The sequence below is a fragment of the Gracilimonas sp. genome, assembly GCF_014762685.1.
GTDB lineage: Bacteria > Bacteroidota > Rhodothermia > Balneolales > Balneolaceae > Gracilimonas.
Window position 1 is genome coordinate 158,324 of the sequence record NZ_JABURM010000005.1, and the last position, 24,925, is coordinate 183,248.

General features: G+C 39.5%; 22 protein-coding genes and 1 tRNA gene. 14 read left to right on the forward strand and 9 right to left on the reverse strand.

Annotation, left to right across the window (positions count from 1 at the left end; translation table 11 throughout):
* Positions 1–35: 35 nt before the first annotated feature.
* Positions 36–569, reverse strand: coding sequence for a class I SAM-dependent methyltransferase (locus HUJ22_RS00940; protein WP_290872375.1), 534 nt, complete (start codon positions 567–569; stop codon positions 36–38).
* Between the two features lie 145 nt (positions 570–714).
* Complete coding sequence (locus tag HUJ22_RS00945) at positions 715–1,467, reverse strand: MBL fold metallo-hydrolase (RefSeq protein WP_290872378.1); 753 nt, start codon at positions 1,465–1,467, stop codon at positions 715–717.
* A 134-nt stretch (positions 1,468–1,601) separates the two neighbouring features.
* On the opposite strand from HUJ22_RS00945, the gene HUJ22_RS00950 reads away from it, so the two are divergent.
* Entirely contained in the window at positions 1,602–2,324 is a 723-nt protein-coding gene (locus HUJ22_RS00950; protein ID WP_290872381.1) for a hypothetical protein, read from the forward strand.
* A 93-nt stretch (positions 2,325–2,417) separates the two neighbouring features.
* Positions 2,418–3,317: a glycine betaine ABC transporter substrate-binding protein gene (locus HUJ22_RS00955; RefSeq protein WP_290872384.1), complete on the forward strand. Its 900-nt coding sequence runs from the start codon at positions 2,418–2,420 to the stop codon at positions 3,315–3,317.
* Between the two features lie 56 nt (positions 3,318–3,373).
* On the opposite strand, the gene HUJ22_RS00960 is transcribed toward HUJ22_RS00955, so the two are convergent.
* The 3 genes from HUJ22_RS00960 to HUJ22_RS00970 form a co-directional block, all read right to left on the reverse strand.
* Positions 3,374–3,811: a CBS domain-containing protein gene (locus HUJ22_RS00960; protein WP_290872387.1), complete on the reverse strand. Its 438-nt coding sequence runs from the start codon at positions 3,809–3,811 to the stop codon at positions 3,374–3,376.
* Between the two features lie 101 nt (positions 3,812–3,912).
* Positions 3,913–4,839, reverse strand: coding sequence for an alpha/beta hydrolase (locus HUJ22_RS00965; protein WP_290872390.1), 927 nt, complete (start codon positions 4,837–4,839; stop codon positions 3,913–3,915).
* A complete protein-coding gene (locus HUJ22_RS00970) occupies positions 4,836–5,027 on the reverse strand; it encodes a YwbE family protein (RefSeq protein ID WP_290872393.1) in 192 nt (63 codons plus the stop codon). The genes HUJ22_RS00965 and HUJ22_RS00970 overlap by 4 nt, the downstream gene beginning before the upstream one ends.
* 184 nt (positions 5,028–5,211) lie before the next feature.
* On the opposite strand from HUJ22_RS00970, the gene HUJ22_RS00975 reads away from it, so the two are divergent.
* The 6 genes from HUJ22_RS00975 (at position 5,212) to HUJ22_RS01000 (ending at position 12,567) form a co-directional block, all read left to right on the forward strand.
* Positions 5,212–6,447: an NRAMP family divalent metal transporter gene (locus HUJ22_RS00975; protein ID WP_290872396.1), complete on the forward strand. Its 1,236-nt coding sequence runs from the start codon at positions 5,212–5,214 to the stop codon at positions 6,445–6,447.
* 2 nt (positions 6,448–6,449) lie between these two features.
* The gene (locus HUJ22_RS00980; protein ID WP_290872399.1) at positions 6,450–7,205 is read left to right on the forward strand and encodes a 5-oxoprolinase subunit PxpA; all 756 of its coding nucleotides are present in this window, start codon (positions 6,450–6,452) and stop codon (positions 7,203–7,205) included.
* A complete protein-coding gene (gene pxpB, locus HUJ22_RS00985; RefSeq protein WP_290872402.1) occupies positions 7,180–7,887 on the forward strand; it encodes a 5-oxoprolinase subunit PxpB in 708 nt (235 codons plus the stop codon). Before HUJ22_RS00980 ends, pxpB begins: the two co-directional genes overlap by 26 nt.
* On the forward strand, positions 7,884–8,810 hold the full coding sequence (locus HUJ22_RS00990) for a biotin-dependent carboxyltransferase family protein (protein WP_290872405.1): 927 nt from the start codon (positions 7,884–7,886) through the stop codon (positions 8,808–8,810). Before pxpB ends, HUJ22_RS00990 begins: the two co-directional genes overlap by 4 nt.
* 117 nt (positions 8,811–8,927) lie before the next feature.
* Entirely contained in the window at positions 8,928–10,598 is a 1,671-nt protein-coding gene (locus tag HUJ22_RS00995; protein WP_290872408.1) for a T9SS type A sorting domain-containing protein, read from the forward strand.
* An 85-nt stretch (positions 10,599–10,683) separates the two neighbouring features.
* Positions 10,684–12,567: a histidine kinase dimerization/phosphoacceptor domain -containing protein gene (locus HUJ22_RS01000; protein ID WP_290872411.1), complete on the forward strand. Its 1,884-nt coding sequence runs from the start codon at positions 10,684–10,686 to the stop codon at positions 12,565–12,567.
* 220 nt (positions 12,568–12,787) lie between these two features.
* Here the strand turns inward: HUJ22_RS01000 and HUJ22_RS01005 are convergent.
* Both HUJ22_RS01005 and HUJ22_RS01010 read right to left on the reverse strand, forming a co-directional pair.
* Positions 12,788–12,870, reverse strand: a tRNA-Leu gene (locus HUJ22_RS01005).
* 84 nt (positions 12,871–12,954) lie between these two features.
* The gene (locus HUJ22_RS01010) at positions 12,955–13,764 is read right to left on the reverse strand and encodes a dienelactone hydrolase family protein (RefSeq protein WP_290872414.1); all 810 of its coding nucleotides are present in this window, start codon (positions 13,762–13,764) and stop codon (positions 12,955–12,957) included.
* 228 nt (positions 13,765–13,992) lie between these two features.
* Between HUJ22_RS01010 and gatB the strand changes: the two genes are divergently transcribed.
* The 6 genes from gatB to HUJ22_RS01040 all read left to right on the forward strand — a co-directional run bounded on the left by gatB (position 13,993) and on the right by HUJ22_RS01040 (position 21,162).
* Positions 13,993–15,441, forward strand: a complete 1,449-nt coding sequence (gene gatB / locus HUJ22_RS01015) for an Asp-tRNA(Asn)/Glu-tRNA(Gln) amidotransferase subunit GatB (protein WP_290872417.1) — start codon at positions 13,993–13,995, stop codon at positions 15,439–15,441.
* Between the two features lie 19 nt (positions 15,442–15,460).
* The gene (locus HUJ22_RS01020) at positions 15,461–16,825 is read left to right on the forward strand and encodes a hypothetical protein (protein ID WP_290872420.1); all 1,365 of its coding nucleotides are present in this window, start codon (positions 15,461–15,463) and stop codon (positions 16,823–16,825) included.
* Between the two features lie 22 nt (positions 16,826–16,847).
* The gene (gene tpiA / locus HUJ22_RS01025; protein WP_290872422.1) at positions 16,848–17,615 is read left to right on the forward strand and encodes a triose-phosphate isomerase; all 768 of its coding nucleotides are present in this window, start codon (positions 16,848–16,850) and stop codon (positions 17,613–17,615) included.
* Between the two features lie 3 nt (positions 17,616–17,618).
* Positions 17,619–18,896 (forward strand): phosphoribosylamine--glycine ligase, encoded by a 1,278-nt coding sequence (purD, locus tag HUJ22_RS01030; RefSeq protein ID WP_290872425.1) that lies wholly within the window; start codon positions 17,619–17,621, stop codon positions 18,894–18,896.
* 102 nt (positions 18,897–18,998) lie between these two features.
* A complete protein-coding gene (locus tag HUJ22_RS01035) occupies positions 18,999–19,994 on the forward strand; it encodes a hypothetical protein (protein ID WP_290876617.1) in 996 nt (331 codons plus the stop codon).
* 124 nt (positions 19,995–20,118) lie between these two features.
* A complete protein-coding gene (locus HUJ22_RS01040) occupies positions 20,119–21,162 on the forward strand; it encodes an acyl-CoA reductase (RefSeq protein WP_290872428.1) in 1,044 nt (347 codons plus the stop codon).
* Positions 21,163–21,220: 58 nt separating this feature from the next.
* Here HUJ22_RS01040 and HUJ22_RS01045 read toward each other — a convergent pair whose 3' ends face one another.
* On the reverse strand, positions 21,221–23,398 hold the full coding sequence (locus HUJ22_RS01045; RefSeq protein WP_290872431.1) for a hypothetical protein: 2,178 nt from the start codon (positions 23,396–23,398) through the stop codon (positions 21,221–21,223).
* The gene (locus HUJ22_RS01050; RefSeq protein ID WP_290872434.1) at positions 23,388–24,794 is read right to left on the reverse strand and encodes a DUF5683 domain-containing protein; all 1,407 of its coding nucleotides are present in this window, start codon (positions 24,792–24,794) and stop codon (positions 23,388–23,390) included. The genes HUJ22_RS01045 and HUJ22_RS01050 overlap by 11 nt, the downstream gene beginning before the upstream one ends.
* Between the last annotated feature and the right edge of the window lie 131 nt (positions 24,795–24,925).

The window sequence follows — 24,925 nt, forward strand, 5'->3', positions numbered from 1 at the left end:
AATTATCTATAGAGCAGCAGGTTAGGGGATATTTTTTATAACGACAGGGTGATATGCCTTCCGTCTATTTTCAAATCACGAAATTTAAATTCTGTTTGCAGCCATTTAAAAGTTTCAGGATGAAAGAAAAAAACATGTGTTTCATCACTTTTGTAATACCAGGCATGGAAGTCTTTATCGTCAGTGAATAGGTCTGTTTTTAGAAAAAGGGCTCCATTTGGCTTTAGCATGTTTTTAAGTTTTTCAAACTCTTTATGCGGTTTATGGAAATGCTCAATGACCTCACAACTGACGATATAGTCGTATTTCAAATCCAGGACGGCGGGATTGTTATCAAAGAAGGGATCGAAAGTGTTTACTTCATATCCCAGGTCGGTAAGCATTTTTGTAATAACAGGGCCGGTACCTGAACCATAATCCAGCCCAAGAGAGTTTTTATTAAACTGTTCAGTTATTTTATCTACAAGAGGAGCGACAAAATTTTGATATCGGGGATCTTCCACGTCATTATCATGGCTTTCATATCTATCGATTTCCTCCTGAGTTTTCGGATAATCTTTAATATCCATTAACACTGCCCGGCAGTTGGTACAGCGATGGTATTGCCGCTTTTCCTTTTCGTAATAATAGAAAGGTTCTGTCTTGGAGGAACAAAGTGTACAATTCATATTCCTTTTACAGGAAAGGTATGAGTAAATAAATTCAGATGTTAGATCATTGTCCGGGATACCAATCTTTCAAACGCACCTCAATATCTTTATTGCCTTTGTCCACCAGCTTTTTGAATTCATGCATGTCTTGTCCGCGGTGGTGGTATGGGTAGATGATTGAAGGCTCAAAATCTAAAACGGCATCAGCTGCCTGGTTTATATCCATAGTGTAAGGCAGATTCATGCATATAAAAGCGATGTCAATGCCTGACAAGTTTCTCATCTCGGGAATATCCTCGGTATCCCCGGATACATAAATATTTTTCTCCCCTATGGTAAGAACGTATCCATTGCCCCAACCTTTGGCATGCCGGGCACCCTCTTCGGGGAGGTTATACATGGGAATAGCTTCAATTTGTATGCTGTTTCGTTCCATGCTTTCACCATTGCCCATTACCAGAACCTGACCTGAGTATTTTTCCGGTATTTCATCGGCAACAGCCTGGGGTACTATAAAAGTGGCACCTTCAGTATTTAAGCTGTTCAGTGTTTCCAGGTTTAAATGATCGCCATGTGGATGAGTAATTAAAATAAGGTCCGGATCCGCTTTACCTTCATACAAATCTTTCGAACCGTAAGGATCTACATATATGTTTAGGCCATTCCATTCAAAAACTATTGTACCATGTAAAATGGGGTGAATGATCAGCTCTCCATTTTCAGTCTTAATATGGTCGGGGTGGTTATTAAGCTGAGCTTGTATAAAGCCGAAAGGGAGCAATGCAAAAATAAGCAGTGATGAAAATACTCGTAGCATAACGGCATGATTTAGTTGAGTTTTTATTGATAACTGTAAATTCTGATTCAGCATTCACAAAAAGCTGTTTAGTTGTTGTATTGCTTGTATTTGAAGTCTATTTTCAGAGCTTTTTAAAATCAACTAAGATAATTATGTCTCTAAAAAATCTATTTGGTATCTGTTTTCTTTGTTCTTTAACTATTATCGGATGTCGCTCAATTGATTCAGCTACTTCTGTTACGGGGCTTTGGCAGGTCACTAAGGTAATGGTTGGAGATCAGGAGATGACCCCTCGTGCAAAATGGGTACGCTTGGATGCCAAGGGCACTTATGCATCAGGTAACGGATGGCTGCAAAATTCCAGCGGTGCATGGAGCTATGATGAAGAGAACTCTGCCTTGAAGATAGAAACTGAAACCGGTTTTGAAGATACTTTTGACTCCTTTAAAGTAGTAATTGAATCCGACAGTGTCATGGTATGGGAACGGGAAGAAGAGGGACAAAAGGTTACTGTTTTCTATAAATGGATTCAGTCAATCCCTAAAAATTTGCCTGATATCATAACCGGAATCTGGGATTTGGAATCTGCTAATCTAAATGGAAAAGATGTCATGAAAGACTACGATCCTGCCGGAAACCGGTTTTTATTTTTAAGATGGGACCATCTCTTTATTGATTTTACTGATGAGGGAAGGCTGACAGGCATATGGAGGGTCGATGCCCATAGTCCAACATTGGATATTTTGTACTATAATAACTCACAACCACAGGAAACCTGGACAATCAGAGTTGAGGGAGAAGATCAGCTGATTTGGAGTCGGGACGATGAAGGGTTAGAACTTGTTTTCTCGCGACTTACTTCTTTTCCTGAATAAATACCACTTGCTGGCCTTGGCTTTACATTTATCTTAAAACCCATATTTTTAATCAGGTATTTATCTGATTTTAAAGAAAATAATGGAGGGAATATGGAATGGGCCAAACTAATTTCCGGGAGACAGCTTTTGGTTGGTTTGCTGGGATTGCTGATCGTAGGAGGTGCACTAAGTTGTAATAAAGCAGATCAAAAAGAAGAAGAACAAACCATACGCCTGATATATGCAAATTGGTCGGAAGGGGTAGCCATGACCTATTTGGTAGCTGAAATTTTGGAATCGCAGTTGGGTTATGAAGTTGCGACTAAGATGACGGATATAGAATCGGTTTTTGAGCAGCTTGGTAATGGAGAATATGATGTATTTGTAGATGCCTGGCTCCCCGGAACACATGGGGAATACATGGAGCAATATGGAGCTCAGCTCGAAGATCTTGGGGTCAATGTAAATCAGGTGCGAACCGGGTTGATGGTACCGGATTATATTGAGGCCCAATCTATAAGTGATCTGGAAGGGAGTATGTCTGAGATTATTGGTATTGGAAGCGGTGCAGGGATTATGGCTTCTACCCAAAGGGCTCTTGAGGCGTATAATTTATCTTTGAACCTATTGGAGGGAAGTGAAGAAACAATGACGGAAACACTGGTTGAGGCTATCAAAAGGAGGGAGCCAATTGTGGTGACCGGGTGGACTCCTCATTGGATATATAACCGGTATGATCTGAAATTCCTGGACGACCCACAAAATATTTATGGAGAGTCTGAGAAGATCCACACTATTGCCAGGAAAAATTTCACGACTGAGCATGCACGGGCTTCCTTGTTTTTCGAACGATTTGATCTCACCGAAGAACAATTAGGGGCTTTAATGGATGAAGTTGAAACGTTTCCGGATAACGAACGGCGGGCAGTACGCAACTGGATCAAGGAAAACGAATTTATAGTAAACCGATGGGTCAGAGGATTACAGCCTGAGCGTGAAAAAGTAATGTAGCCATTACTATCTTCGACAGCATTAATTAGGTATTTAGAATGGACGAGATGTTTATATCATCCCGGATAACCGCCGCCGATATAATCTCTTAATGAATTGATTTCCACTTTCTGTTTGGCAATAACGGTTTTCACTACATCACCGATAGAAATAACTCCAACCACTTTTTCCTCATCAACAACGGGTAAGTGTCGTATTTTTTTATCCGTCATAAGTTGCATGCACAAATTTACGGTATCGCTTGAGGTTACACGAATCACTTCCTCTGTCATAATTTCTTTAACAGCGGTCGTTTTAGAGGTGCGTCCCTTAAGAATTACTTTATTCCTGTAATCACGTTCTGAAACTATTCCCGTTAGTTTCCCACTTTCCATGACAAGCAAAGCTCCAATATTATATTCAGCCATTTTTTCTATGGCTTTATATACGGTTTCATCCGGCTGAACGGAGTAAATATCCCTTCCTTTTTGATTTAAGATTTCTTTTACTTGCATAATGAATCCTCCCTCATAAAATATTTCAAGTATCTATGCTGTAATAAAAGCATTTTTTTGAAACTTGCAAGTCGCTAAAATACTGGGCAGGGCGAATAATTTTATTTAAGCCAGTTAAACATTTGCTCAAAAGCCTGTTTCCTTACATTTTTTGGGGAAAGAAAAACATCGTGAATAGCTTCTGGAATCTCGGTAAAGGTAACGTCAGGGCCGAGCTTTTTACCGAACTTCTTTATATGGTCTATATTTAGAACCATGTCAGTTTTAAGTAAAATGTCATTCCAGTTTTTGGGCGTACTGGATGAATCTGAATGCAGAATCAAAATAGGGACTTTGATATTTGAAACCATGTGGAGTTTCTTTTGAGCGCGGTTCACCGCATAAACCCACTTGAAATAAGCAGGAAAGCCTTCTATCGGCTTCCAATCTGTATTAAAATTCCATTCTCCGTGTTCTTCATCCGATAAGCTGGCTCCATACAAATGAGAAAAAGGTTTTTTGCGGGCTGAATATGGAAATAAAAGAGATACTATTCCGGCCATGGGAAGCAAAAACATCCGTTGCCAAAAGTTAATATTAAACTCCAGGAATGGAGAATTAAGCACGAGCTTCTCTACATGGTCTTTGTACTGTCCTGTGTTTAGATAAACACTGGCAATCAATCCCCCTGTAGAATGGCCTAAAAGGATTATGTTTAGTTCATTTTTGGTATTAATGATTTCAATAGACCGATCGATTTCTTCAAAATATTCGGTAATGGAACGGCAGTAGTTGGGGTGCTGATGGGGTAAAAGAGATCGTCCGTACTTTCGCAAATCCAAGGCGTAAAAATTGTAGCCGTGACTGTGAAATTCTTCTGCTAGATGAGCCTGGAAAAAATAATCATTGAATCCATGAAGATATAAAACCGGCCGGCAACCGGGCTTATTCCAATTAGAAGAAATAAGAGTAGCAATTACCCGACCTTCATAATCCGTGCCAAGTTCTAACGTTTTTTCGCTAAAATCAGCCAGTGTCATTCCACTCATTTAATTTCCTTGACCCGTCCAATTTGTCCGTCAGTGAGTCGTACTTTTATACCGTGCGGATGTGTTGCGCTTTTGGTTAAAATATTTTGAACAATGCCAAAAGTAAGATGGCCTGTACGTTGATCTTTTTTGAGTACAATTCCAACTTCCATTCCGGGCTTAATATTTACTCTGGCAGTACCGTCCATTAGTTTATATCCTCAGATCTTTTTTTTATTGGTGAGAAGGATGTTTTGATTAACCCTGGCAAAACCTTCTCTTCATTATTCTTATTCTAATTTTCCGGGTTTTTAATTCAGCCATAACAACCTTTAATATTTATTACGGTTTTAATGTTTGGGATTTTAGCTGTTACATACTATATACTCAACCATGAATAATCCACTAAAAAAATATTTTGGCCCCAGTACTTTGGTGGCCGCAGCTTTTATTGGTCCCGGAACAGTAACAGTATGTACGTTAGCAGGTGTTCGGTCGGGATATATGTTGCTTTGGGCGCTTTTATTTTCGGTAATAGCGACTATCGTATTACAAGAAATGACCGGCCGTTTGGGTATTATCACCCGCAAAGGATTTGGAGAGGCTATTCGTGAGCAATTGGGAAATCCGATTATTAAAACCATAGGCATCTTGTTGGTATTCAGTGCCATTGTGATAGGAAATATTGCCTATGAGGGAGGCAATATCTCCGGAGCCGTACTAGGATGGGAAGAGTTTTTTGTAGGCTTGGATATAACGGTAAATGGATTCAATGTGCGGCTGACTCCCGTATTGATTGGAGCCATTGCTTTTTGGTTGCTTTTCTCAGGCAATTTTAAGCGTATTGTTAACGTGATGACACTGCTGGTTGGAATCATGAGTATTGTGTTTGTAACAACAGCTGTTGTCATTCAGCCGGATGTAAGTGCAATTATAAAAGGATTGTTTATTCCTACCGCTTCGCCGGATGAATTCCTGACAGTGATTGCATTGATTGGAACCACGGTAGTTCCCTATAATCTGTTTTTACATGCTTCAACCGTTCAGGAAAGATATTCTCATTTTTCACAGCTATCGGATATGCGTTTGGAGAATGCAGTGGGTATTATCCTGGGTGGGGTTATATCCATGTGTGTAGTTATCACCAGTGCTGCTGCATCCGATGGCTCCTTAACGGAGGTTAAAAATGCCTCGGATATGGCTCTTCAATTGGAACCTTTATTGGGTAATTGGGCACGTACATTTATGGGAATTGGACTTTTTGCGGCAGGTATCACCTCAGCCGTAACAGCTCCATTAGCGGCAGCTTATGCAAGCAAAGGGCTATTGGGGTGGAATGATGGCCTTAAAGATCTGAAATTTCGCGTTATCTGGATTTTGGTACTTACCATTGGCGTATTTTTTTCCGCGATTAGTTTTAACCCGGTTCAGCTGATTGAATTTGCCCAGATTGCGAATGGAATTACATTACCGGTAATTGCTGTTTTTCTACTGTATATCATGAATAAACCCATGTTACTGGGAACGAATCGAAATTCATCCCGGCAAAATATATTTGGGATAATTGTGATTTTAGTTGCCCTGTTGGTAGGGTTTAGAAGTTTAAATTCAGTTTTTAATTTTCTGTAATTATGCTTTCAAAAATAGATTTGAACTGTGATTTAGGTGAATTCTACGGGCTATATGATGAACGTCGCGATTCCCAGATTATGCCCTATATTTCAAGCTGTAATATTGCTTGCGGATTTCACTCCGGCGATCCGGTTACGATTGCAAATACCATTAAGCTGGCGTTAAAAAATAAAGTGGCCATAGGAGCGCATCCTTCTTATCCTGATTTGCAGGGATTCGGAAGACGGGTAATGAATTTGTCGGCGGAAGAACTGGAAGCTTGTGTATTATATCAGGTAACAGCATTAAAAGGGATGACAGAGTCTTTGGGTGGTAAATTGCATCATGTAAAACCGCATGGGGCTCTTTACAATCATGCTGCTAAAGATGAAGAAACCGCAATTGGTGTGGTAAAAGCTATTGTAAGGATAAAAGATGATATGTTAATCTATGCCCCGGCAAAATCTGTATTAAGAGAAGTAGCTAAAGATGCCGGATTGAAGGTTCGAAGTGAGGTATTTGCAGACCGCAGATATGAAAATGATTTAAGCTTACGTTCACGAAAACTGGATGGAGCCGTAATTAAAGAAAAGGAAGATGTGTTAAAGCAATTAGCTGCCTTCCTGGATGGAATTGTGTACACTCATGATGGACTCGATCTGCCTATTGAGGCTGAAACTTTATGTTTACACAGCGACACAGAAGGAGCGGCAGAGTTGGCAAAGGAAATTTTTGATTTTTTAGAAAAGCATGATGTCAAAATCACTTCATCTTAATGGCCAAACCTGGAATGTCTCTTTTTTAGGTGAACAAGCCCTTCTCTTAAAACCCGAACAGGAAGAAATCCCGCTTTCATTAATTCACCAAACTTACCGGCGGTTAGAACAATCAATGATTTCCGGTGTTATAGATTTGATTCCGACCTATGAAAGTATTGGCCTGATTTATAACCGGCTGTTAGAGGATTTAAATGTAGAAATTGAAAAGCTGCAAAATCAAATATCTGATAAATCAGAAGAAAAAATATCTCATAGAAAATATGAAATTCCGGTTTGTTATGGATTAGGGCTGGATTGGAAAGAGGTGGAAAAACATACGGGGTTAACTCAGGAACTAATCATCAAAAAACATACACAAACAGAATATACCGTAGCGATGATGGGTTTTATGCCCGGATTTGTCTATTTGAGTGGCATGGATAAAACCCTTGAATGTCCAAGGAAAGAAAACCCGCGGACAAAAATACCGGAGGGCGCAGTAGGTATTGCCGGTGGGCAGACAGGGGTATATTCTTTAGAAAGCCCGGGTGGCTGGCAGATTATCGGCCGAACCCCTCATTCTTTTTTTAATATTAAAGAAGAGCCCCCAACGTATTTGAAACTCGGTGATAAGTTGGTTTTCCACCCCATTAGTATTGAAGAATTTGAGGAATTAAAAAACGAAAGAGCACCGTCATGAACGGGAAATTGGAAGTTTTGGATGGGGGATTAATTACAACCGTTCAGGATAAAGGCCGGTTTGGATACAGGAATTTTGGAATTCCGGTTTCAGGAGTGATGGATGAACACGCGTATCAGTTGGCTAACCGGTTGGTGGCGAATCCAAAAGACGCCCCGGTTTTAGAATTCACGGTGCAAGGCGGTACATTTAGGTTTCATACACAGGCTGTTATTGGAATAACCGGTGCAGAGGCTGATATTTTTGTGAATGATCACGCATCACAAACTAATAGAACCATAGCCGTAAATGTCGGTGACATTGTAAAAATCAGCCGGGTAAAAGCCGGATGCAGAATTTACATGGCCATTGCCGGAGAATGGGAAATTGAAAAAATCATGGATAGCTATTCAACCTGTATGCCGGCAGGATTTGGGGGATTTAAAGGAAGAAAACTTAAAAAAGGAGATGTGATATTTTGGAAACTATCTTCGGAGGAGATTAAAACAAGAGAAGTTCCCAAGGAGTTTATCCCACATTATTCTACCAGGCAGAAGATACGCATCATTGCAGGACCGGAATGGGATTGGCTTACTGAAAACCAGCAATTGTTTTTTTTAGAAACAGGTTTCAAGATTTCCACTCAAAGTAATCGAATGGGAATCAGGTTAGAGAGTGAAGCTAAAATTCAAACCGAAAAAAGGGAAATGAAATCAGCACCGGTTGTTCCCGGCATTATCCAGCTTCCGCAAGACGGGAACCCCATTATCCTTATGAAGGATGCACAATCGGTAGGGGGATATCCAAGAATCGCAAAAGTGATAGATGCAGATTTGTGGCGGTTAGGACAGATATGGTCAGGAAACGAAATCAGCTTTAATTTAATTGGCATGAAAGAATCCCTGAAATTGAAGAAATACTATCAAGAATTGAGAAGATTTTAAATAATTGTAAGTGCGGAACCTGAAAAGTTTAAACGGTAAGGATATTAGGAAGAGAAATTTTTTTTAACGTGTTTATAAAAGTAATATACTATCAGTAAAAATAACCAAATGGGATAAATGAAATCTCAATATAAAGTCTACCTGTTACTGCTATCATTTGTTTTTACGGGATCCAAGGTCTTGGGGCAAAATGATGATTCGCTTTCCAAATCAGGATTGAAAATAATAGAAGCTCCTGCAATGGAAAATATTTGCACGTTTGAACCTACCTATAGAGACGTATATTATTATAAAAAAGCAGATCAAAGATTATTAAAAGGATCTGAAAGGCTAAAGACTGCTTCCTTTCAGGTTGAATATTTTTCGGACGGTGCAAGCTGGCCGCAGCAGGCAAGAGAAGCTTTTGAATATGCCTTGCAAATTTGGGAAACGCATATAGATTCTGATATTCCGATCAGGGTTCAGGCAAATTGGGCAGCTTTGGATGGTAATACTTTAGGAAGTGCGCGCCCTACTTTGATTGTTCAGCCTCCAACCGGAGAGCTGGATACCTGGTATGCAGTTGCTCAAGCCAGTGCCATGACGGGGGTTGATTATGTTCAGCAATCAAGTAGTACCGATTATGACATAGTTGTTAATATGAATTCCGCTTTTGATTCATGGTATTTTGGTACTGATGCTGAAACACCGGCTGGATTAATAGATTTTGTTACGGTTGTTTTACACGAAATCGGGCATGGCCTAGGGTTTTTAGGTTCAATGACTGGTGATCCAGAGCAACAAATTGCTGAGTGGGGCTATGGGAATACAGTTGTTTCACCCATTATTTATGATCGTTTTGTAATGGATGGTTTTGGAAATGCCGTTATCGATGAGAATGTATATCCAAATCCTTCAGAGGCTTTATATGATGCTGTGACGGGTATGAATGGTGGAATTTTCTTTATAGGAGATGAATCAAACGAGGCTTTTGAGAACCTCCCGGTTCCCTTGTTCAGTCCATCTGAGTGGGAGCCGGGCTCCAGTTTTTCACACTTAGACCAAACTACATTCGATGATACGGAAAATGCTCTGATGAGGCCTCGAATTGATAATGCTTATGCTATGCATTCGCCCGGGCCTGTTATGTGCGGTATGTTTGCAGATAAAGGTTGGCCGCTTGGTGGCGGTTGTTTGGCATTTTTAGGAGGACCATCACTTATAACAATAGATGAAACTGAACTAAATTTTGGGGTAACCAACGTAGGATCCGAGATAATCGAAACGATATCCATATCCAATGATATAAACTCGGAAAATCCATTGATTGGCCGGGTGGAAATAGTTTCAGGGACCAGTTCATTCTCCGTTGAGAATGATGTTGTATTTTTAAATGTTGAGCCCGGATCAAGTATTGAAATTCCAATTTCATATGGGCCTGTACTTGCTAATGAAAGTAATGGTGAGCTTCGGGTTACACATAATGGCTCAAATCAACCCAGCCCTATACTTATTCCTCTTAACGGAGAAGCTCTTGAAGAGAACCAAGCAGTGGAATTGGGTCAAAATTATCCCAATCCTTTTAATGCCACCACCAACATTCCATATACTCTGCCAAAAGACTCTTTCGTACGGCTTGAAATTTATGATGCTCTTGGGAAGTGGATACAAACGTTGGTAAATGGAGATAAGCAAAGAGGGAAATATGTGCAACAGCTACAGGCGAATGAATTTTCGAGCGGGATTTATATTTACAGAATTCTTGTTGACGGAACCGCAAAATCAAAAAAATTACTGTTGGTGAAATAGCTTTTGAATACTTAGTGCCCGAATAAGTATTAGTAGTACAGTTGGTTGAAATGGGAAACGGGATAATCTTATAATGGAATTAAGATTGAATTTTTTTAAAGAAAAATACAGGCTGTCCAGATCTTTGCTCCTTGGAGTTCTTTTAAGCTGCTCAGTAATTTTTATTTGGCTTCAAAATTATCAAAAAACAGAAGAATCGAGAGCTCTGATCATAAAAGAAACGGGGCAATTACTTACCCAGCAATTTCAGAATCGTGTACTGGAAAGTGTTAAAACTCTGGAAAACTTAAAAAGCCGGATTGAAATAACAAATGGAGAATATTTCGATCACTGGGAGTATGATGCATCGCTGATTATAGAACAAAATCCTTCTTTTTTATTAATAGAATGGATTGACAGCAATATGGTGATTCAAAGAGTGGAACCTATGAAAGGCAGCGAAGAAGCCATTGGGATGGATATTTCACAATTGAATTATAGGCGGGCCGACTGGGAAAAAGCCAGGGATGATTCCATCACTAACTTCACGCATTGGCTGGAATTAGTACAGGGGCCGGAGGCTTTTTTAGTGGATGCCCCGATTTATTTTAATGATGCATTTCAAGGGACCATCACAGCTGCGATGGACTTTACAGAACAGTTTAATACCATGATGCTGGGTTTGAATCAATATCATGTAAAAGTAACGGATGAGAATAAGTCGGTCTTTTATGAACATGGCGATAGCACCAAGGCGGGATTTGATGAAGAATTTACATCTACTATTGAATTGGGGAAAGCACCCCTGAATTCCGGAAACTGGACTTTTAGTTTAATACCGAATCATTTATTTGAAAGTGAACATAATAGGTGGGGATTGTATTTAGATTTGGCATTGGGGCTGATGTTAAGTGTATTGGTATCCGTGCTCTTCTTTTTTATGCAAACCTCTTATATGGCTCAAAGATCAACCCGAAGGGCAAATGAGACCATCCGTGCTCTTATTGAATCATCACCAATGGCGATTTACGCAATCGATACTAAGGGAGTGGTTAAAGATTTTTGGAACAAAGCTGCTGAAGAGATGCTGGGATGGAAACGTGAGGAGGTGATGGGAAAATTCATGCCGCATGTATCTGAAGAACAGAAGAAAGAGTTTCAAGCACTGATGAAAACGAGCTTTAAGGAAGGCGGACTAAAGAATAAAGAGATTGACCGTTTCCGAAAAGACGGAACTATATCGCATTTTCGGTTGAATGTGGGGCATATAGTGAGTGACGCAGGCCAAGATCGGCTGATGCTTGCTATTCTTGAAGACATTACCAAAGAAGTAGAATATAAAAACCGGCTTGAAGACTCTGTTCATGAAAAAGAAGTGCTGCTTTCAGAAGTCCATCACCGGGTAAAAAATAATCTTGCCATTATTATCGGTTTAATCGAACTGCAGAAGCAGTCTCTTAACAGTAAGGAACTTGATACTATACTCAGGGAGACTCAAAACCGTATTTATTCGATAGCCGGGGTACATGAGTTGCTCTATAACACCGCAAGCTTTACGGAAGTAACTTTTGATGAATATGCACTGAATCTTATTGAACGAATCCGAAAGTTGTTTGGGTCGAAAGAAAAAGACATTGTTATTGAACATCAGTTTGAAACAAAAAGCATCAATATAAATCAAGCGGTGCCTTTGGGGCTTTTACTTAATGAACTGATCACAAACTCTTTTAAACATGCTTTTGAAGAGCAAGAGAAAGGAAAAATCAGCATTCATTTATCGGAAGATGAGAATATTATTAAAGCGGTTTATGAGGATAACGGAAGAGGGGTAGATGAATCAGCTTTCAACACTTCAAAAACATTGGGCGTCACTCTTATTAAAACATTAATCAGCCAGCTTGAGGCAGAATACGAGTTGGAGTCCGAAAATGGATTTAAATTCAGCTTCACGTTTAAGAGGAAAGAAAGAGGAGCTCATTCAAGTATTTGAGTTCCAGATTTGGTTTGAGCATTACAAAAGGGAAAGAGGGATATAACCCAGGCAAAAAATAGCCCTGCAAGAAAGGTCTTACAGGGCTGAGTACCCGAGAGAGGCTTGAACCGCGAAGCACTGCTTCGCAATGACAACGATTGGGAGAAATACAAAAGGGAAAGAGTGATAAAAGCCAGGCAAAAAGATAGCCCCACAAGAAAACTCTTATGGGGCTTAGTACCCGAGAGAGGACTTGAACCTCCACGTCCAAAGGACATACGCACCTGAAGCGCACGCGTCTACCAATTCCGCCACTCGGGCAAAAAAATTCCTGAACAAAAGTGAATTTATTCAGGAATACAAAGATACTGAGATTTTAACCTTAATTCATCAATTTGGGAATGATTAATTAAAATTATTCAGGATGGAAACCAACCGCTCCCAGGATTTATTTCGGGCCTCTACATTAGGATCATCCTGGGGTTTCTCGGGATCATCTCCGCTGCGCATATAGGCATGTCCGGCGCCCTCATAGATTTTATAATCATATGTTTTCCCGAACCGCTTCATTGCAGCCTCAGAGTCCGCGATGGTAGAATTTACGCGCTCATCATTGGCTCCATAAAATCCATAGACGGGTACTTTAATGTCAGCATAAGCTTCAGCATCGCCGGGCCCGGTGCCGTAGAATACAAAAGCTGCATCAATGGCATCACCGGCATTGGTGGCTAACCGGAAAGATTGGGAACCTCCCCAGCAGAATCCGGCCACTGCAAATGTTCCATTTCCGGCCTTGATGGTTTTGGCATACTCGAGCACATTCATTAAATCAGTGGTAACGTGATCAGGATCAAGATCATAAAGTGCTTGTCGGGCCGCATCGGAATTTTTAAAATCACCGGTTTTTTCGATACCTGCTACTGTATTAGAGATTAAATCGGGAGCTACAGCTATAAATCCCTTACCAGCCAGTTGGTCTGCAAAACTGCGTGCCCAGTCATTCAGGCCACGGTTTTCGTGAATTACAATCACTATCGGCGCAGGTTCGGAGGTTTCCGGATAGACCACAAAATTATGTAAAGTTCTCTCATTTGATTCAATAGTGACCCACTCGTGATGGCGAGGTGAGCTTTCGAGCTGTTCAACGGCATAATCCTGAGCAAGTACAGGAAACGCTAATAATGCGATGATGGCAGTAAGTAATGATGTTTTCATGGTTCTATATGGTTTGGTTGGTCATAAGAAAACCTGCTTATCAGTTAAATCATTTCATCCTAGAAATATAAAATTAGAACTCGACTTGATAAAGCAGGGCGAACAAGTGCTCAAAATACTTGCACCTCACCTCTAAAACTTTGACCCTTTACCAAAGAAACATTCCAAACTGTCACACAACTTTAATATCTTCCAACCTCTGAAAATCTTTGATAGAAAAATATCTTAATGAGCACTATTGCCCACGAGAAATACGAGGCGGTAATTGGCCTCGAAGTTCATGCCCAGCTGCTTACCGAAAGTAAAGCTTTTGCCGATGTTAAAATGGAATACGGAGGTGCACCGAATACGCAGGTGTCGCCCCTTTGCCTTGGCCACCCGGGGACATTGCCGGTTGTTAATGAAAACCTGGTGCGATATATCATCAAAATGGGATTGGCTACCAAATGCAGCGTAGCGGAAAAATCTATTTTTGCCCGAAAAAATTACTTCTACCCGGACTTACCTAAGGGATATCAAATTTCACAATATGATACGCCTATCTGTTTTGATGGATTTGTAGATATTGAGTTGGAAGACTATGATAAAAGGATCGGTATCACCAGAATTCATATGGAAGAAGATGCCGGAAAGTCCATTCATGATCAGGATCCGTATAATACTTTGGTTGACCTGAACCGGGCGGGAACCCCGCTTATTGAAATTGTATCAGAACCGGATCTGAGGACCCCGGAGGAAGCCTATGCCTATCTTGCCAAGATAAAGCAGATAGTGCAATATCTGGAAATATGTGACGGTAATATGGAGGAAGGAAGTTTGCGTTGTGATGCGAACGTTTCCGTTCGTCCCCGGGGCAGGGAAAAATTTGGAACCCGTACCGAACTTAAGAATATGAATTCATTCCGGAATGTGGAACGGGCCATTCATTATGAAATTTATCGACAGATAGAATTGATTGAGGACGGCGGGGAAGTGGTACAACAAACCCGGCTTTGGGATACCACTAAAATGCAAAGCAGGCCTATGCGCTCTAAGGAAGAAGCACACGATTATCGCTACTTCCCGGAACCTGATTTACCTCCCATTATTGTAACGGATGCCATGCTGGATGATATCCGGGAAGAATTGCCTGAATTGGCAGATGTGCGCCGCAAAAGATTTATGGAAGATTATGGAATGAGTACAGATGATGCGGTTACTCTTACAGATAGTCGTTATCTTGCAGACTATTACGAAGAAGTAGTAGGATATCTTGGCGATCCTAAAGCTGCTTCCAATATTGTACTAAGTGAAGTGCTTCGGGTGCTGAATGAACAAAGTATTGATATCCGGGAGTTTTCGATTTCAGCGGAAAGAATATCTGAGTTGGTGAAACTGAAAGAAGAGGATAAAATCAATTCTTCGGCAATGCAGCAAATATTCAATGCGATGCTAAAGGAGGATAAGGAACCCGAGATGTTGGCAAAAGAGATGAACCTGATTCAAGTTTCAGACTCAGGATTCCTTGACCCGATTGTTGAGAATATTATCAAAGAAAATCCTGATGAAGTGAAACGGTACAAGGAAGGAAAAAAACAGTTAATTGGATTTTTTATAGGCCAGGCGATGAAAGCTTCTAAAGGCAAAGCAAATCCGAAGTTGGTTAAAGATTTAATTACTGAAAAATTAAACGACTGAAAACAGTTTTTGGGTAAACATGAAAAACTATACACTTATAGCGGCATTAATAGTATTAATGTTGGCAGCGGCTTGTTCAAATGAACCTAAGCCTCTGGAAACTATAGTAAAAGGAACCATCACGGTTTCTGATTCAATAGATAATAGCGGTGATTATTCCGATATAGGAATTACCATTGTTAACAGGGATTCTGTGAATGCGCCGGTTGATACACTTTTTCATACCGTAACTGATGAAAGTGGCTATTTCTCAGGAAATGTGAGATTCCCTGTTAAAAACTATTACATACTTGTAATCAGCCGAAATAATAATGATTTGGCAAATGTAAGGGTAATTCTGGCAGACAATGATACACTTACAGTCAATGCTGAACTTCCCGATATAAGTGAAAATCTGACATTAGATTCTCGGGAACATGAAGCTATGCAGACGCTTTCAAGGGTGGATAGAAACTTTCAAAGAGTGAGTGCATTTGTGAGAGGCGGTGCATTGCCTGACTCACAAATTGTAGATGAAGTTAAAAAGTGGACGAGCCTTTACTGGCAAGTTTATGAAGCACACGAAAATACTATGGCTTCATATATCGCTGCAGAAAAAACAGCAGAGTTATTGAATAGCTGGGATCAGGAAGAAATGTTGAATCGTATTGATGCGGCTTTACCGGAAGATTACATGGTTGCCGTGGCACTTAATCTTGGAAAACCCTATATCGCCCAGAGCAAAGGCTTCGAAGCAGCTTCTGAGTATTTGGATTCTTTGGTGCAGATTTCCAACAGCGAATCGGTTCGCGAGTTTGTAGAACGCGACAAAATTCAAATGTATTTTGACAGTTCAAGAGTCAGGGAAGCAAAGAACTTGTTAGATAAGTATGAGCAAAATTACTCCGAAAAGCCGTCATCAAAAAAATGGGCTCGCAGAATTCGTTATGATCTGAATTATCTGGCACCGGGTGTGACAGCACCTGAGTTTTCCTTTGTTACGATGGAAGGAGATACCATTAATAATCAGGCATTAAAAGGCAGTACATATATTCTTGAAATATCGCCGCTGGCCAATTATGAATATCAAAATGATTATGATCGTACTCTCATCATAAATGAGATTTACAAAAATTACGGCCTAAAGATTTTCACAATTCCGCTTGACCAAAGTGAAGTAACGGTTAATGCATTTTTTGATGAACGACGAAAAGCTTGGTCTGTAGCTGAATTGGGCACTTTTGATGTACAGCAGATCATACAAAAATTTAATGTTGTTCAAGTTCCAACCCGATTGCTGATCGATAAAAACGGTGTTTTAATTCGAAAATATGAGCGAAATGAATTCAGTGATGTAATCCAGGGATTAAACAGAGCTTTCAGAGAAGGAAATTCACCAAGTTAAATAAATTAAACTCACTCCTGCCATGCGAAGATTATTAATAGCCGGTAACTGGAAAATGAATTGTGGCCCATATGATGCCGCTGAATTGCTGGAAGGATTGAAGGCTAAAAAGTCAGAGGTTAACGAAAATGTGGACGTGTTGGTTTGCCCGCCTTTTGTATCTATTGGGATGGCAGTAAAATATTTGTACGATACAGATATTCAGGTGGGTGCCCAAAACTTACATTTTGAAGAAAACGGAGCTTTTACCGGCGAGATTAGCGGGAGCATGCTAACAGAGAGTGGCTGTAATTATGTGATTATTGGTCATTCGGAACGGCGTCAATATTTTGGGGAAACTGATGAGACGGTAAATCAGCGAACTAAAAAAGCACTCGAACATAAGCTAGCTCCAATTATTTGTGTAGGAGAGAGTCTGAGTCAACGTAAGGCGGATGAACATTACGATTTGGTTAAGGATCAAATAACGAATGCCCTGAATGGTGTTTCTGCAGAAGAAGTTTTGGATATTGTCATTGCCTATGAACCTATTTGGGCCATTGGGACAGGAGAAACTGCTTCGCCCGAACAAGCTCAGGAAATGCATGAACATATCCGGAATGTTGTAGCTAATCTTTATTCTCAGGATGCTGCGGATTCCATCAATATTTTATATGGCGGCAGCATGAAGCCGGCTAATGCTCAGGAACTATTAAGTCAGGCTGATGTGGATGGCGGACTGATAGGAGGAGCTAGCTTGGATGCTGACAGCTTTTCTGAAATTATCACTATTGCTGAAGAATTGGCCTGAGTCATGAAATATACTGTTCTTTTATTAGGAAGCGGAGGCAGGGAACATGCACTTGCATGGAGCTTAAAAAAATCAGCTCAACTGAAAAAGCTATTTATTGCTCCCGGGAACCCCGGTACTGCCGAAGTTGGAGAGAATGTACATCTGGATATTTCAGACTTCAACAAGGTGTGGAATTTTATTCAGGAAAATGAGATTGATCTTACAATAGTTGGACCTGAACAGCCTTTGGTTGATGGAATAGCTAATTTCCTGGAAGCTAAACATCACCCGGTTTTTGGGCCTAAGCTACAAGCTGCAATGTTGGAAGGAAGCAAAGAGTTTGCCAAAGAATTTATGCGGCGCCATAACATTCCTACTGCAGCGTATGAAGTGTTTGAGCAAGATGATTTTGATAAAGCTGCCGATTATATCCGTAGTCAGAATAAATACCCGGTAGTGTTAAAAGCCGATGGGCTTGCAGGTGGAAAAGGTGTTTTTATTCCTGAAACAGAAGATGAAGCCATGGGAGTGCTGGAAGAGCTGAAAACCAGTTCTTCTCTTAAAGAAGCCGCCAGTAAGCTGGTGATTGAAGAATTTATGGTAGGGGAAGAAGCTTCCGTTTTTGCAATCTGTGACGGAGACTCATATAAAATAATAGGCAATGCCCAGGATCATAAACGTATCGGTGAAGGCGATACCGGGCTTAATACCGGGGGAATGGGGGCGTATTCACCGGCTCCCGTGGTTACGGATGAAGTTTTGCAAAGGGTAGAGAGTGAGATTATTGAACCTACGGTTTCAGGTATGAAAGCTGAAGGAAATCCCTACATTGGAATTTTATACTGTGGGTTGATGATTACTGAAAACGGGCCAAAAGTAGTTGAATATAACTGTCGTTTTGGTGATCCGGAATGTCAGGTGATTTTACCGCGGCTGGAATCTGATTTGCTGGAAATTATTGTTGCCTGCACACAAGTTCAGTTGAATACGGTTGATATTCATTTTGAGGATGAAGTGAAGTGTTGCGTGGTGCTGGCTTCAGGAGGATATCCTGAGAGTTATGAAAAAGGAAAAGAGATTTCTGGATTGGATACTGTTGAGGACGCTATTGTATTTCATGCGGGAACAAGGGCTGAAAATGACAAAATATTGACGAACGGAGGCAGGGTTTTAAATATCGTGGGTTCAGGAAAGTCATTGGAATCAGCCATAAAAAATACCTACAAAGAAGTAGCAAAAATTGATTTTGAGAAAGCCTATTATCGCAGTGATATTGGTGCTAAAGGCCTCAGGCACTAGAAAATAGGAGCTGAGTATTGAGCCGGGGATCAAATGACGCAGGCCAGAAACAAGTTTATTATTTTCCTCAGGCAAGTTATTCACAATCATAGATAAAAAGTGATGATATCTCCGGCTGAAGTTTTTGACGCTTCAATATCTTTTGAGGAAAAAGCCGTTCAAGTCTTTGAATTTCAGAAAAAAAATAATCCGGTTTACCATCGTTTTTGCGAGGCACTTGGAGTCCGGAAGCATCCGTCTCTATCTGAAATACCATTACTCCCTATACAAGCTTTCAAGGATACCGAAGTTCTCACCGCTGCTGAGAATTCAAAATTTAAAATTCAGAATTTAGAATTCCGCAGCAGTGGAACGTCGGGTATGCAACGAAGCAGACACATTGTTGCAAATCCCGAACTTTACCGCCAATCCATCATCAAAGGGATGCAGCATTTTTATGATCTGGATAAATATGTGATTTGGGCATATACGCCGGGCTATAATTCTAACCCTGAATCTTCTTTAATATGGATGTTAAATACACTGATTGAAAGAGAGGAATCAGGGCTTAGTAAATTTCTGGAATTAGGGAGGCCCCCGGATGAATCAGAACTGAATGAAATTCGAAAATCAGGGAAGAAATTGATGCTTTTCGGTGCCGCTTTTGGTTTGATGGATATTTTGGAACAACAATCTGTCCGGTTGCCCGAAGATTCGATTATCCTGGAAACAGGAGGCATGAAAACGCACCGGCGTGAAGTCACCAAAACAGAACTCCATCACCGGTTAGCCGAGGGCTTCGGTTTAGCAAAGTCGCAGATTCATTCCGAATATGGAATGACGGAATTATTGAGTCAGGCTTACAGTCTGGGAGATGAATGGTTTGCATGCGTGCCGTGGATGGAAGTGAGTATACGCAATCCTAAAGCCCCCATGGAAGAAATGCCGAAAGGCGAAGAGGGGGTGATTGGAGTCATGGATTTAGCCAACCTGTATTCCTGCTCATTTATTTTGACAGGCGACAAAGGTATTCAAAGAGAAGACGGTAAATTTCAAGTATTGGGAAGATGGAACCCCCAAAACCTTCGTGGCTGCAATTTCCTGATCGACCAAGATTAGGATCGCAGATTTCACGGATTACAGGGACTTCGGATAAGTAGTTGTAAACCAGTGTGATTAGAACTCATAAATATTAAATTGCCCATTAATCATATAAGATGTAATCCAAAAATCAGCGCAATCCGTGAAATCTGTGATCGAAATAACCCAAACTGTTAAAAACTGGCTCGATCCTAAGAACCCGGCTCTGCAACAAGCCGTAGATAAAACCGTTTCAGAGGGATTATTCAGCGCCGAAGACATTCAGCATCAGCTTTCTGTTTTAAGGGGAAATGTGGAGTCCGGAGACATTGAAGAGTGGGTAAAACGAGTGGGACTGAGTGACCAAACTCATGCAAAAGGAAATAAAGTCCTCTGTCTTCATGCCGGAAATTTGCCTCTGGTGGGATTCCAAACGGCACTTGGGGTACTCCTGTCCGGTGCTGATTATTATGGAAAGCTCTCCCGCAAAGATCCTTACCTGTTAACTTCATTTTTAGAGGAAGTGGAAAATTCAGGTTTGGAACAGGAAATTCAGTTTTCAACCGATTTGAATTCTTTTGGAGACCTTGAGGCTGATAAGGTAATATTCGCCGGCTCACAGGAATCGGTTCCTGAGGTAAAAAAAGAAATCAACAAGCTTAATGTTGCTAAGAATGATGCAAAATACATCATTCGTACGGCTAAATTTTCGATCGCATATTTGGATCAATGGAATGAATCGACTAAAAGAGAATTGGCGGAGGCCATGCTGCGCTATGGTGGGAAAGGATGTCGTTCGGTGGCTGTGGTTGTAGCTGATTTTGGATTAGAGGACGTAAAAGCAGAATTAAAGCAAGCTATCAGGTCCTTTTGGAAAGAAAATCCCCAACATGAAAAACCGATGCCCGAGCTGAAGTATCAATATGCTTACAACGAAGGGATTCAACGTAATCAGCTTTGGCTGGAGGATTTTTTAATACAGGAAACCGATGAATTGCCCGAAACGGATTTTACGGTGAATTGGGTGAAGGGAGATCAGGAGAAAGCAAGAGAACTCAGGATGAAATTTGGTGAGGTTGTGCAATCAGTTTATACAACAGATACAGAAATTGATGGATTGAAAACAGAACCGTTATCACAAGCTCAAAAACCGCCTCTTTACTGGAAGCCAGATGGGGTGGATGTGGTGGACAAACTTATCGTTTAGTTTTATCAAGTAGTATTTTTTATTTTTGGATAGAATAGGTTGATGCAATACATAGTAATTATTCCATAAAAACTTCTTTCCATTCTTCTTTGAATGTTAAGATATCTATGAAGTCATAATATCCACTAGTATGACTTTTTCTTAGGTCCAAGATCAAATTATTATTTTCAAGACTTAGGTTAACCAACCCAGCGGCATTAAGTCTACTACTTTCTGGGCAATGTTTATCTATGATTGGATAATGATTTAATTTCATATCTATCAAATAAGTACAATATTGGCCTTGTAGTATGATGTGTTCATCTGGCAGTAGTTGAACATTACTACAACAATAATTACTTAATGAGTAATGTTCAAAATGCCAGTATCTTTCCCCGGTATTAACATTAAAAAGTGATAGATCATCCTGTCCTACAACAATAGCAGTATCAAGATCAGGAGAAAAGTTTGTTGTATAAAAAGAATTTAGATCTCTTTTATTAAAAATTAATTCTGCATCATTTGTAATTGAATAATGGTCATAACTGTATTGGAGCCCTGATTGATAAGATATTAATAAAAGATTTTCTCCAGCTTTATCAATTACTAACTGTGGATTATCTGGGCCAATTGAATCACTACTTTCTACAACATGGGTTGTGAGATTAATGGTAATAAGTTCATAACCTGTATGGTCTGTATGAACAGTTGCTACTAATTTGTCTGGGTTAAGAAGCTTAAAATCATATATACCTGAGTATTCTAAATTAACTGAGTCTATGATCGCACCGGTTTCAAAATCATAAACATATATATTAGAGTTTTCATTATTGGTGGTATAGATTTTTGTTTCGTTTTTATCAAAAGCAATTTTATTGGGAAATATTGCTAGATCAAACTTCAATAAAATATTTTCTGTTAGAATATCATAGATTGTAGCTTCTAATCGATCGTAACTTGAGGGAAATACTAATTTGCTCGAGTCATAGCGGTAAGCAAGTCTACCTTCCTCAATAGTAACCTCTGTTAGTTCGTCTGATTCTATGATTGTTTTAACTTGTTCAAAACTTTTAGCGAAGTATACATTTATTGGGTTAGAATCTTCTGAAAGTGCAGTAGAAGCATAATATGTATAAATTTCTGTGGGATCTACTGCGGCGTCAACAAATATCGTGTCACCTTTTTCGACAGTACCAATTTCCTGGAAAGCAGAATTTTTTGTTTTTCTAAAGATGTTAATCTCTCTACGGACTTGAGAGGGGTCAGAAATTAAAACAGTAAATTCGTTAATGGAGACATGTTGAATTTGTTCTAAAGTTGGTGGATCAAGGGTAGTATTTAAAGACTTTGTTACAAATGGTGACAGTAGACTATTGTTACGTGCTTTCAAGCTAACTTCTACTTTGTCATTCATGACAAACTGTTTAGCAAAAATATGAGATGAAACGTCATTTTCTAAAAATACAGTTTCTTCTCCCGTTTGATCAATAAGTGTAAGCTGAAAGCTTTTTTCAAAATCGGATATAGATTTCCATGTGACATGTAAAGAATCAGGGGTTAAAAGTTTCAGTTCTAAGTTTTTTGGTTCGGTGGATAAAAATGGAACTGTATTACTTTCAAATGAAGTTGTATCAGAGCTATAGAGATTAAAAGCAGATAGTTTGAACTCATGAACAAAACCGTCCTGAGGAGTTGGTATTGAATACTGACTGACTGAATTTGGAATAACTTTTTCTAGTTTAAATTTTGAGTCCTTATCAGTTTTTTTTGATAAAATAAATCCATCCACGTTGATAAAAAAGAACTCACTTTGCCATGAAAAATTCACGCTATCATAACCTGCTGAAAATTCAGCTTCAAAATTGCTGATTTTTCCAAAATCTATATTAACTGTTGTGGTATCAGACTCTTTTTCATTGGAGTAAGAAACAATATGATAATGGGTAGGGAAAGCAAATATCTTTGAAGTATCAGAGTATGATGTAGAATTTTCTTCTAGTTCTGCCAACAGTCTAAATGTTTTATTCTCTCCTAAAGATTTATATATCCGATAACCCAATTCAAAGTCAGTTTTATCTTCCCAAAAAAGTGAGACATTGCCATTGTTATCCATTTGGTAATTCAGTCCTGACGGTGGATTAGGTGTAAAGTTTTTAGCTAAAGGATCATTTATATTATCCCGCTCAAAATCAGGCCCTGTGCTACAATTAGCTAAAAAGAGAGAAAACGCTATGACGATCAGTATTCTAAAATACATACTTAAGGGTCATTGAAGTAAAGGGTTGGTCCGAAATTGAGTTTTGTTGGAAATAAAATTCAATGTCAGTTTTTTCCTGGAATCCTGATTCCGGTACATCAAAGAAAGCATCATATAGATTGAAAACGTATAAAAGAGAAGTCAAGCTGAAAAAAGCAATACGTTGATTGTCTACTCGCTTAGTTACTTCTTGTTGGTCTTCCAATTGATCGCCCAGCTTTAAGGCTCTTTCTTCTGTATCAGCAGCGCTGTATAATTTTTCAATTCTGTTGAATTCTGAAAGTTCTTGGTTGTAAAGGTTATTTCTTTGGAGTGTAATGCCCCCTAAGACAAGAAACCCTCCACTAATGAGTGCAGACTTTAATTTTTGGCGCTTATACCACTGGCTGGCTCCGGGGAAAACTCCATACATTCTTGAATATGATCTTAAAGGTTTGGTATAAGCATTTATTACTACAGCTTTTTCTGAGGATATATTGGTAATTTTATCAGTAAAAGCATGTTTTCCGGTCTTCGAATTATTAATTGAAACATGGACCGGGCCGGTACGGTAATTTAACTTTACCGCTCCTGAACCTATTTCTTCTCCATCTATAATTATTTCTGAATCATCGTCAGAAACAATAAAGAGATTTGAGCCATAATGAGGTTTCGTTGCTATATTTGCACTTAGGGTTTCAATGGAAGGTTCCATTAGGTCAAAATTGTGTTCTATAACGGTTGTTTTACCCTCTTCTATTGTTTTTCTTGTGCTCCATTCTTTACTGTAGGGATGTGATATTCTAATGAGTCTATTCCCGGGTTGATATAAAATGGAATCACCGCTCGCTATACGAAGTATGCCGTTTCTATTATTTGAGGATTGTACATAAAATGAATCTGTGTTTGTGTTTACCTTCAAATAGGTACTCATGTAGTCAATTTCTTCGATTTTGTGCCTGTTGGCAAACTGTTGTCGGTTATAAGTACGAATATCCATAAAACCGATTCCTAAACTTGAAGGAGTAATATTTCCAATATCACCGTCTTTTGATTCAATTCGTTTATAAGCCGGATTCACTTCATCCAAAATTAAACCGAATTGCACATTTACAACGTAAATTGAATCTGCTTCAAAAATATTATCAAATGAAATAGTAGGAGCATACTTTGGAATAAGTATAATTTGCTGCTCCACCGGTTCAACCCTCAATAAATCATTTTTACCAGCCTTTATAAACGTAGAATCCTGAATAAACAGAACATAAAGGGAATCAAAATTGGAGGAGATATTGACATAACTGCTATCCGGGTCTGGACCATTTTGCTGGGCATTTGCTTCATTTGTACCAAACAGGAAAAGCAAAACTATAATGCAGAAACCTACAGAAAAGTAAAGATCATAAGTTTTGCACATAAGATTTCTATTAGTGTAATTCCAATATTTTTAAAAGAATAGATAATTTTTTGTAAATAATCACCTAGATTTATTTAAATGTAATTTTGTACTTAAAGTTAGTTCTATTTCATCATTTTCCCTTTGGTGGA

Coding starts and splice junctions, on each gene's coding strand:
- HUJ22_RS00940 (WP_290872375.1), bottom strand. CDS start 569: ATGGATATTAAAGATTATCCGAAAACTCAGGAGGAAATCGATAGATAT.
- HUJ22_RS00945 (WP_290872378.1), bottom strand. CDS start 1,467: ATGCTACGAGTATTTTCATCACTGCTTATTTTTGCATTGCTCCCTTTC.
- HUJ22_RS00950 (WP_290872381.1), top strand. CDS start 1,602: ATGTCTCTAAAAAATCTATTTGGTATCTGTTTTCTTTGTTCTTTAACT.
- HUJ22_RS00955 (WP_290872384.1), top strand. CDS start 2,418: ATGGAATGGGCCAAACTAATTTCCGGGAGACAGCTTTTGGTTGGTTTG.
- HUJ22_RS00960 (WP_290872387.1), bottom strand. CDS start 3,811: ATGCAAGTAAAAGAAATCTTAAATCAAAAAGGAAGGGATATTTACTCC.
- HUJ22_RS00965 (WP_290872390.1), bottom strand. CDS start 4,839: ATGAGTGGAATGACACTGGCTGATTTTAGCGAAAAAACGTTAGAACTT.
- HUJ22_RS00970 (WP_290872393.1), bottom strand. CDS start 5,027: ATGGACGGTACTGCCAGAGTAAATATTAAGCCCGGAATGGAAGTTGGA.
- HUJ22_RS00975 (WP_290872396.1), top strand. CDS start 5,212: ATGAATAATCCACTAAAAAAATATTTTGGCCCCAGTACTTTGGTGGCC.
- HUJ22_RS00980 (WP_290872399.1), top strand. CDS start 6,450: ATGCTTTCAAAAATAGATTTGAACTGTGATTTAGGTGAATTCTACGGG.
- pxpB (WP_290872402.1), top strand. CDS start 7,180: ATGATGTCAAAATCACTTCATCTTAATGGCCAAACCTGGAATGTCTCT.
- HUJ22_RS00990 (WP_290872405.1), top strand. CDS start 7,884: ATGAACGGGAAATTGGAAGTTTTGGATGGGGGATTAATTACAACCGTT.
- HUJ22_RS00995 (WP_290872408.1), top strand. CDS start 8,928: ATGAAATCTCAATATAAAGTCTACCTGTTACTGCTATCATTTGTTTTT.
- HUJ22_RS01010 (WP_290872414.1), bottom strand. CDS start 13,764: ATGAAAACATCATTACTTACTGCCATCATCGCATTATTAGCGTTTCCT.
- gatB (WP_290872417.1), top strand. CDS start 13,993: ATGAGCACTATTGCCCACGAGAAATACGAGGCGGTAATTGGCCTCGAA.
- HUJ22_RS01020 (WP_290872420.1), top strand. CDS start 15,461: ATGAAAAACTATACACTTATAGCGGCATTAATAGTATTAATGTTGGCA.
- tpiA (WP_290872422.1), top strand. CDS start 16,848: ATGCGAAGATTATTAATAGCCGGTAACTGGAAAATGAATTGTGGCCCA.
- purD (WP_290872425.1), top strand. CDS start 17,619: ATGAAATATACTGTTCTTTTATTAGGAAGCGGAGGCAGGGAACATGCA.
- HUJ22_RS01035 (WP_290876617.1), top strand. CDS start 18,999: ATGATATCTCCGGCTGAAGTTTTTGACGCTTCAATATCTTTTGAGGAA.
- HUJ22_RS01045 (WP_290872431.1), bottom strand. CDS start 23,398: ATGTATTTTAGAATACTGATCGTCATAGCGTTTTCTCTCTTTTTAGCT.
- HUJ22_RS01050 (WP_290872434.1), bottom strand. CDS start 24,794: ATGTGCAAAACTTATGATCTTTACTTTTCTGTAGGTTTCTGCATTATA.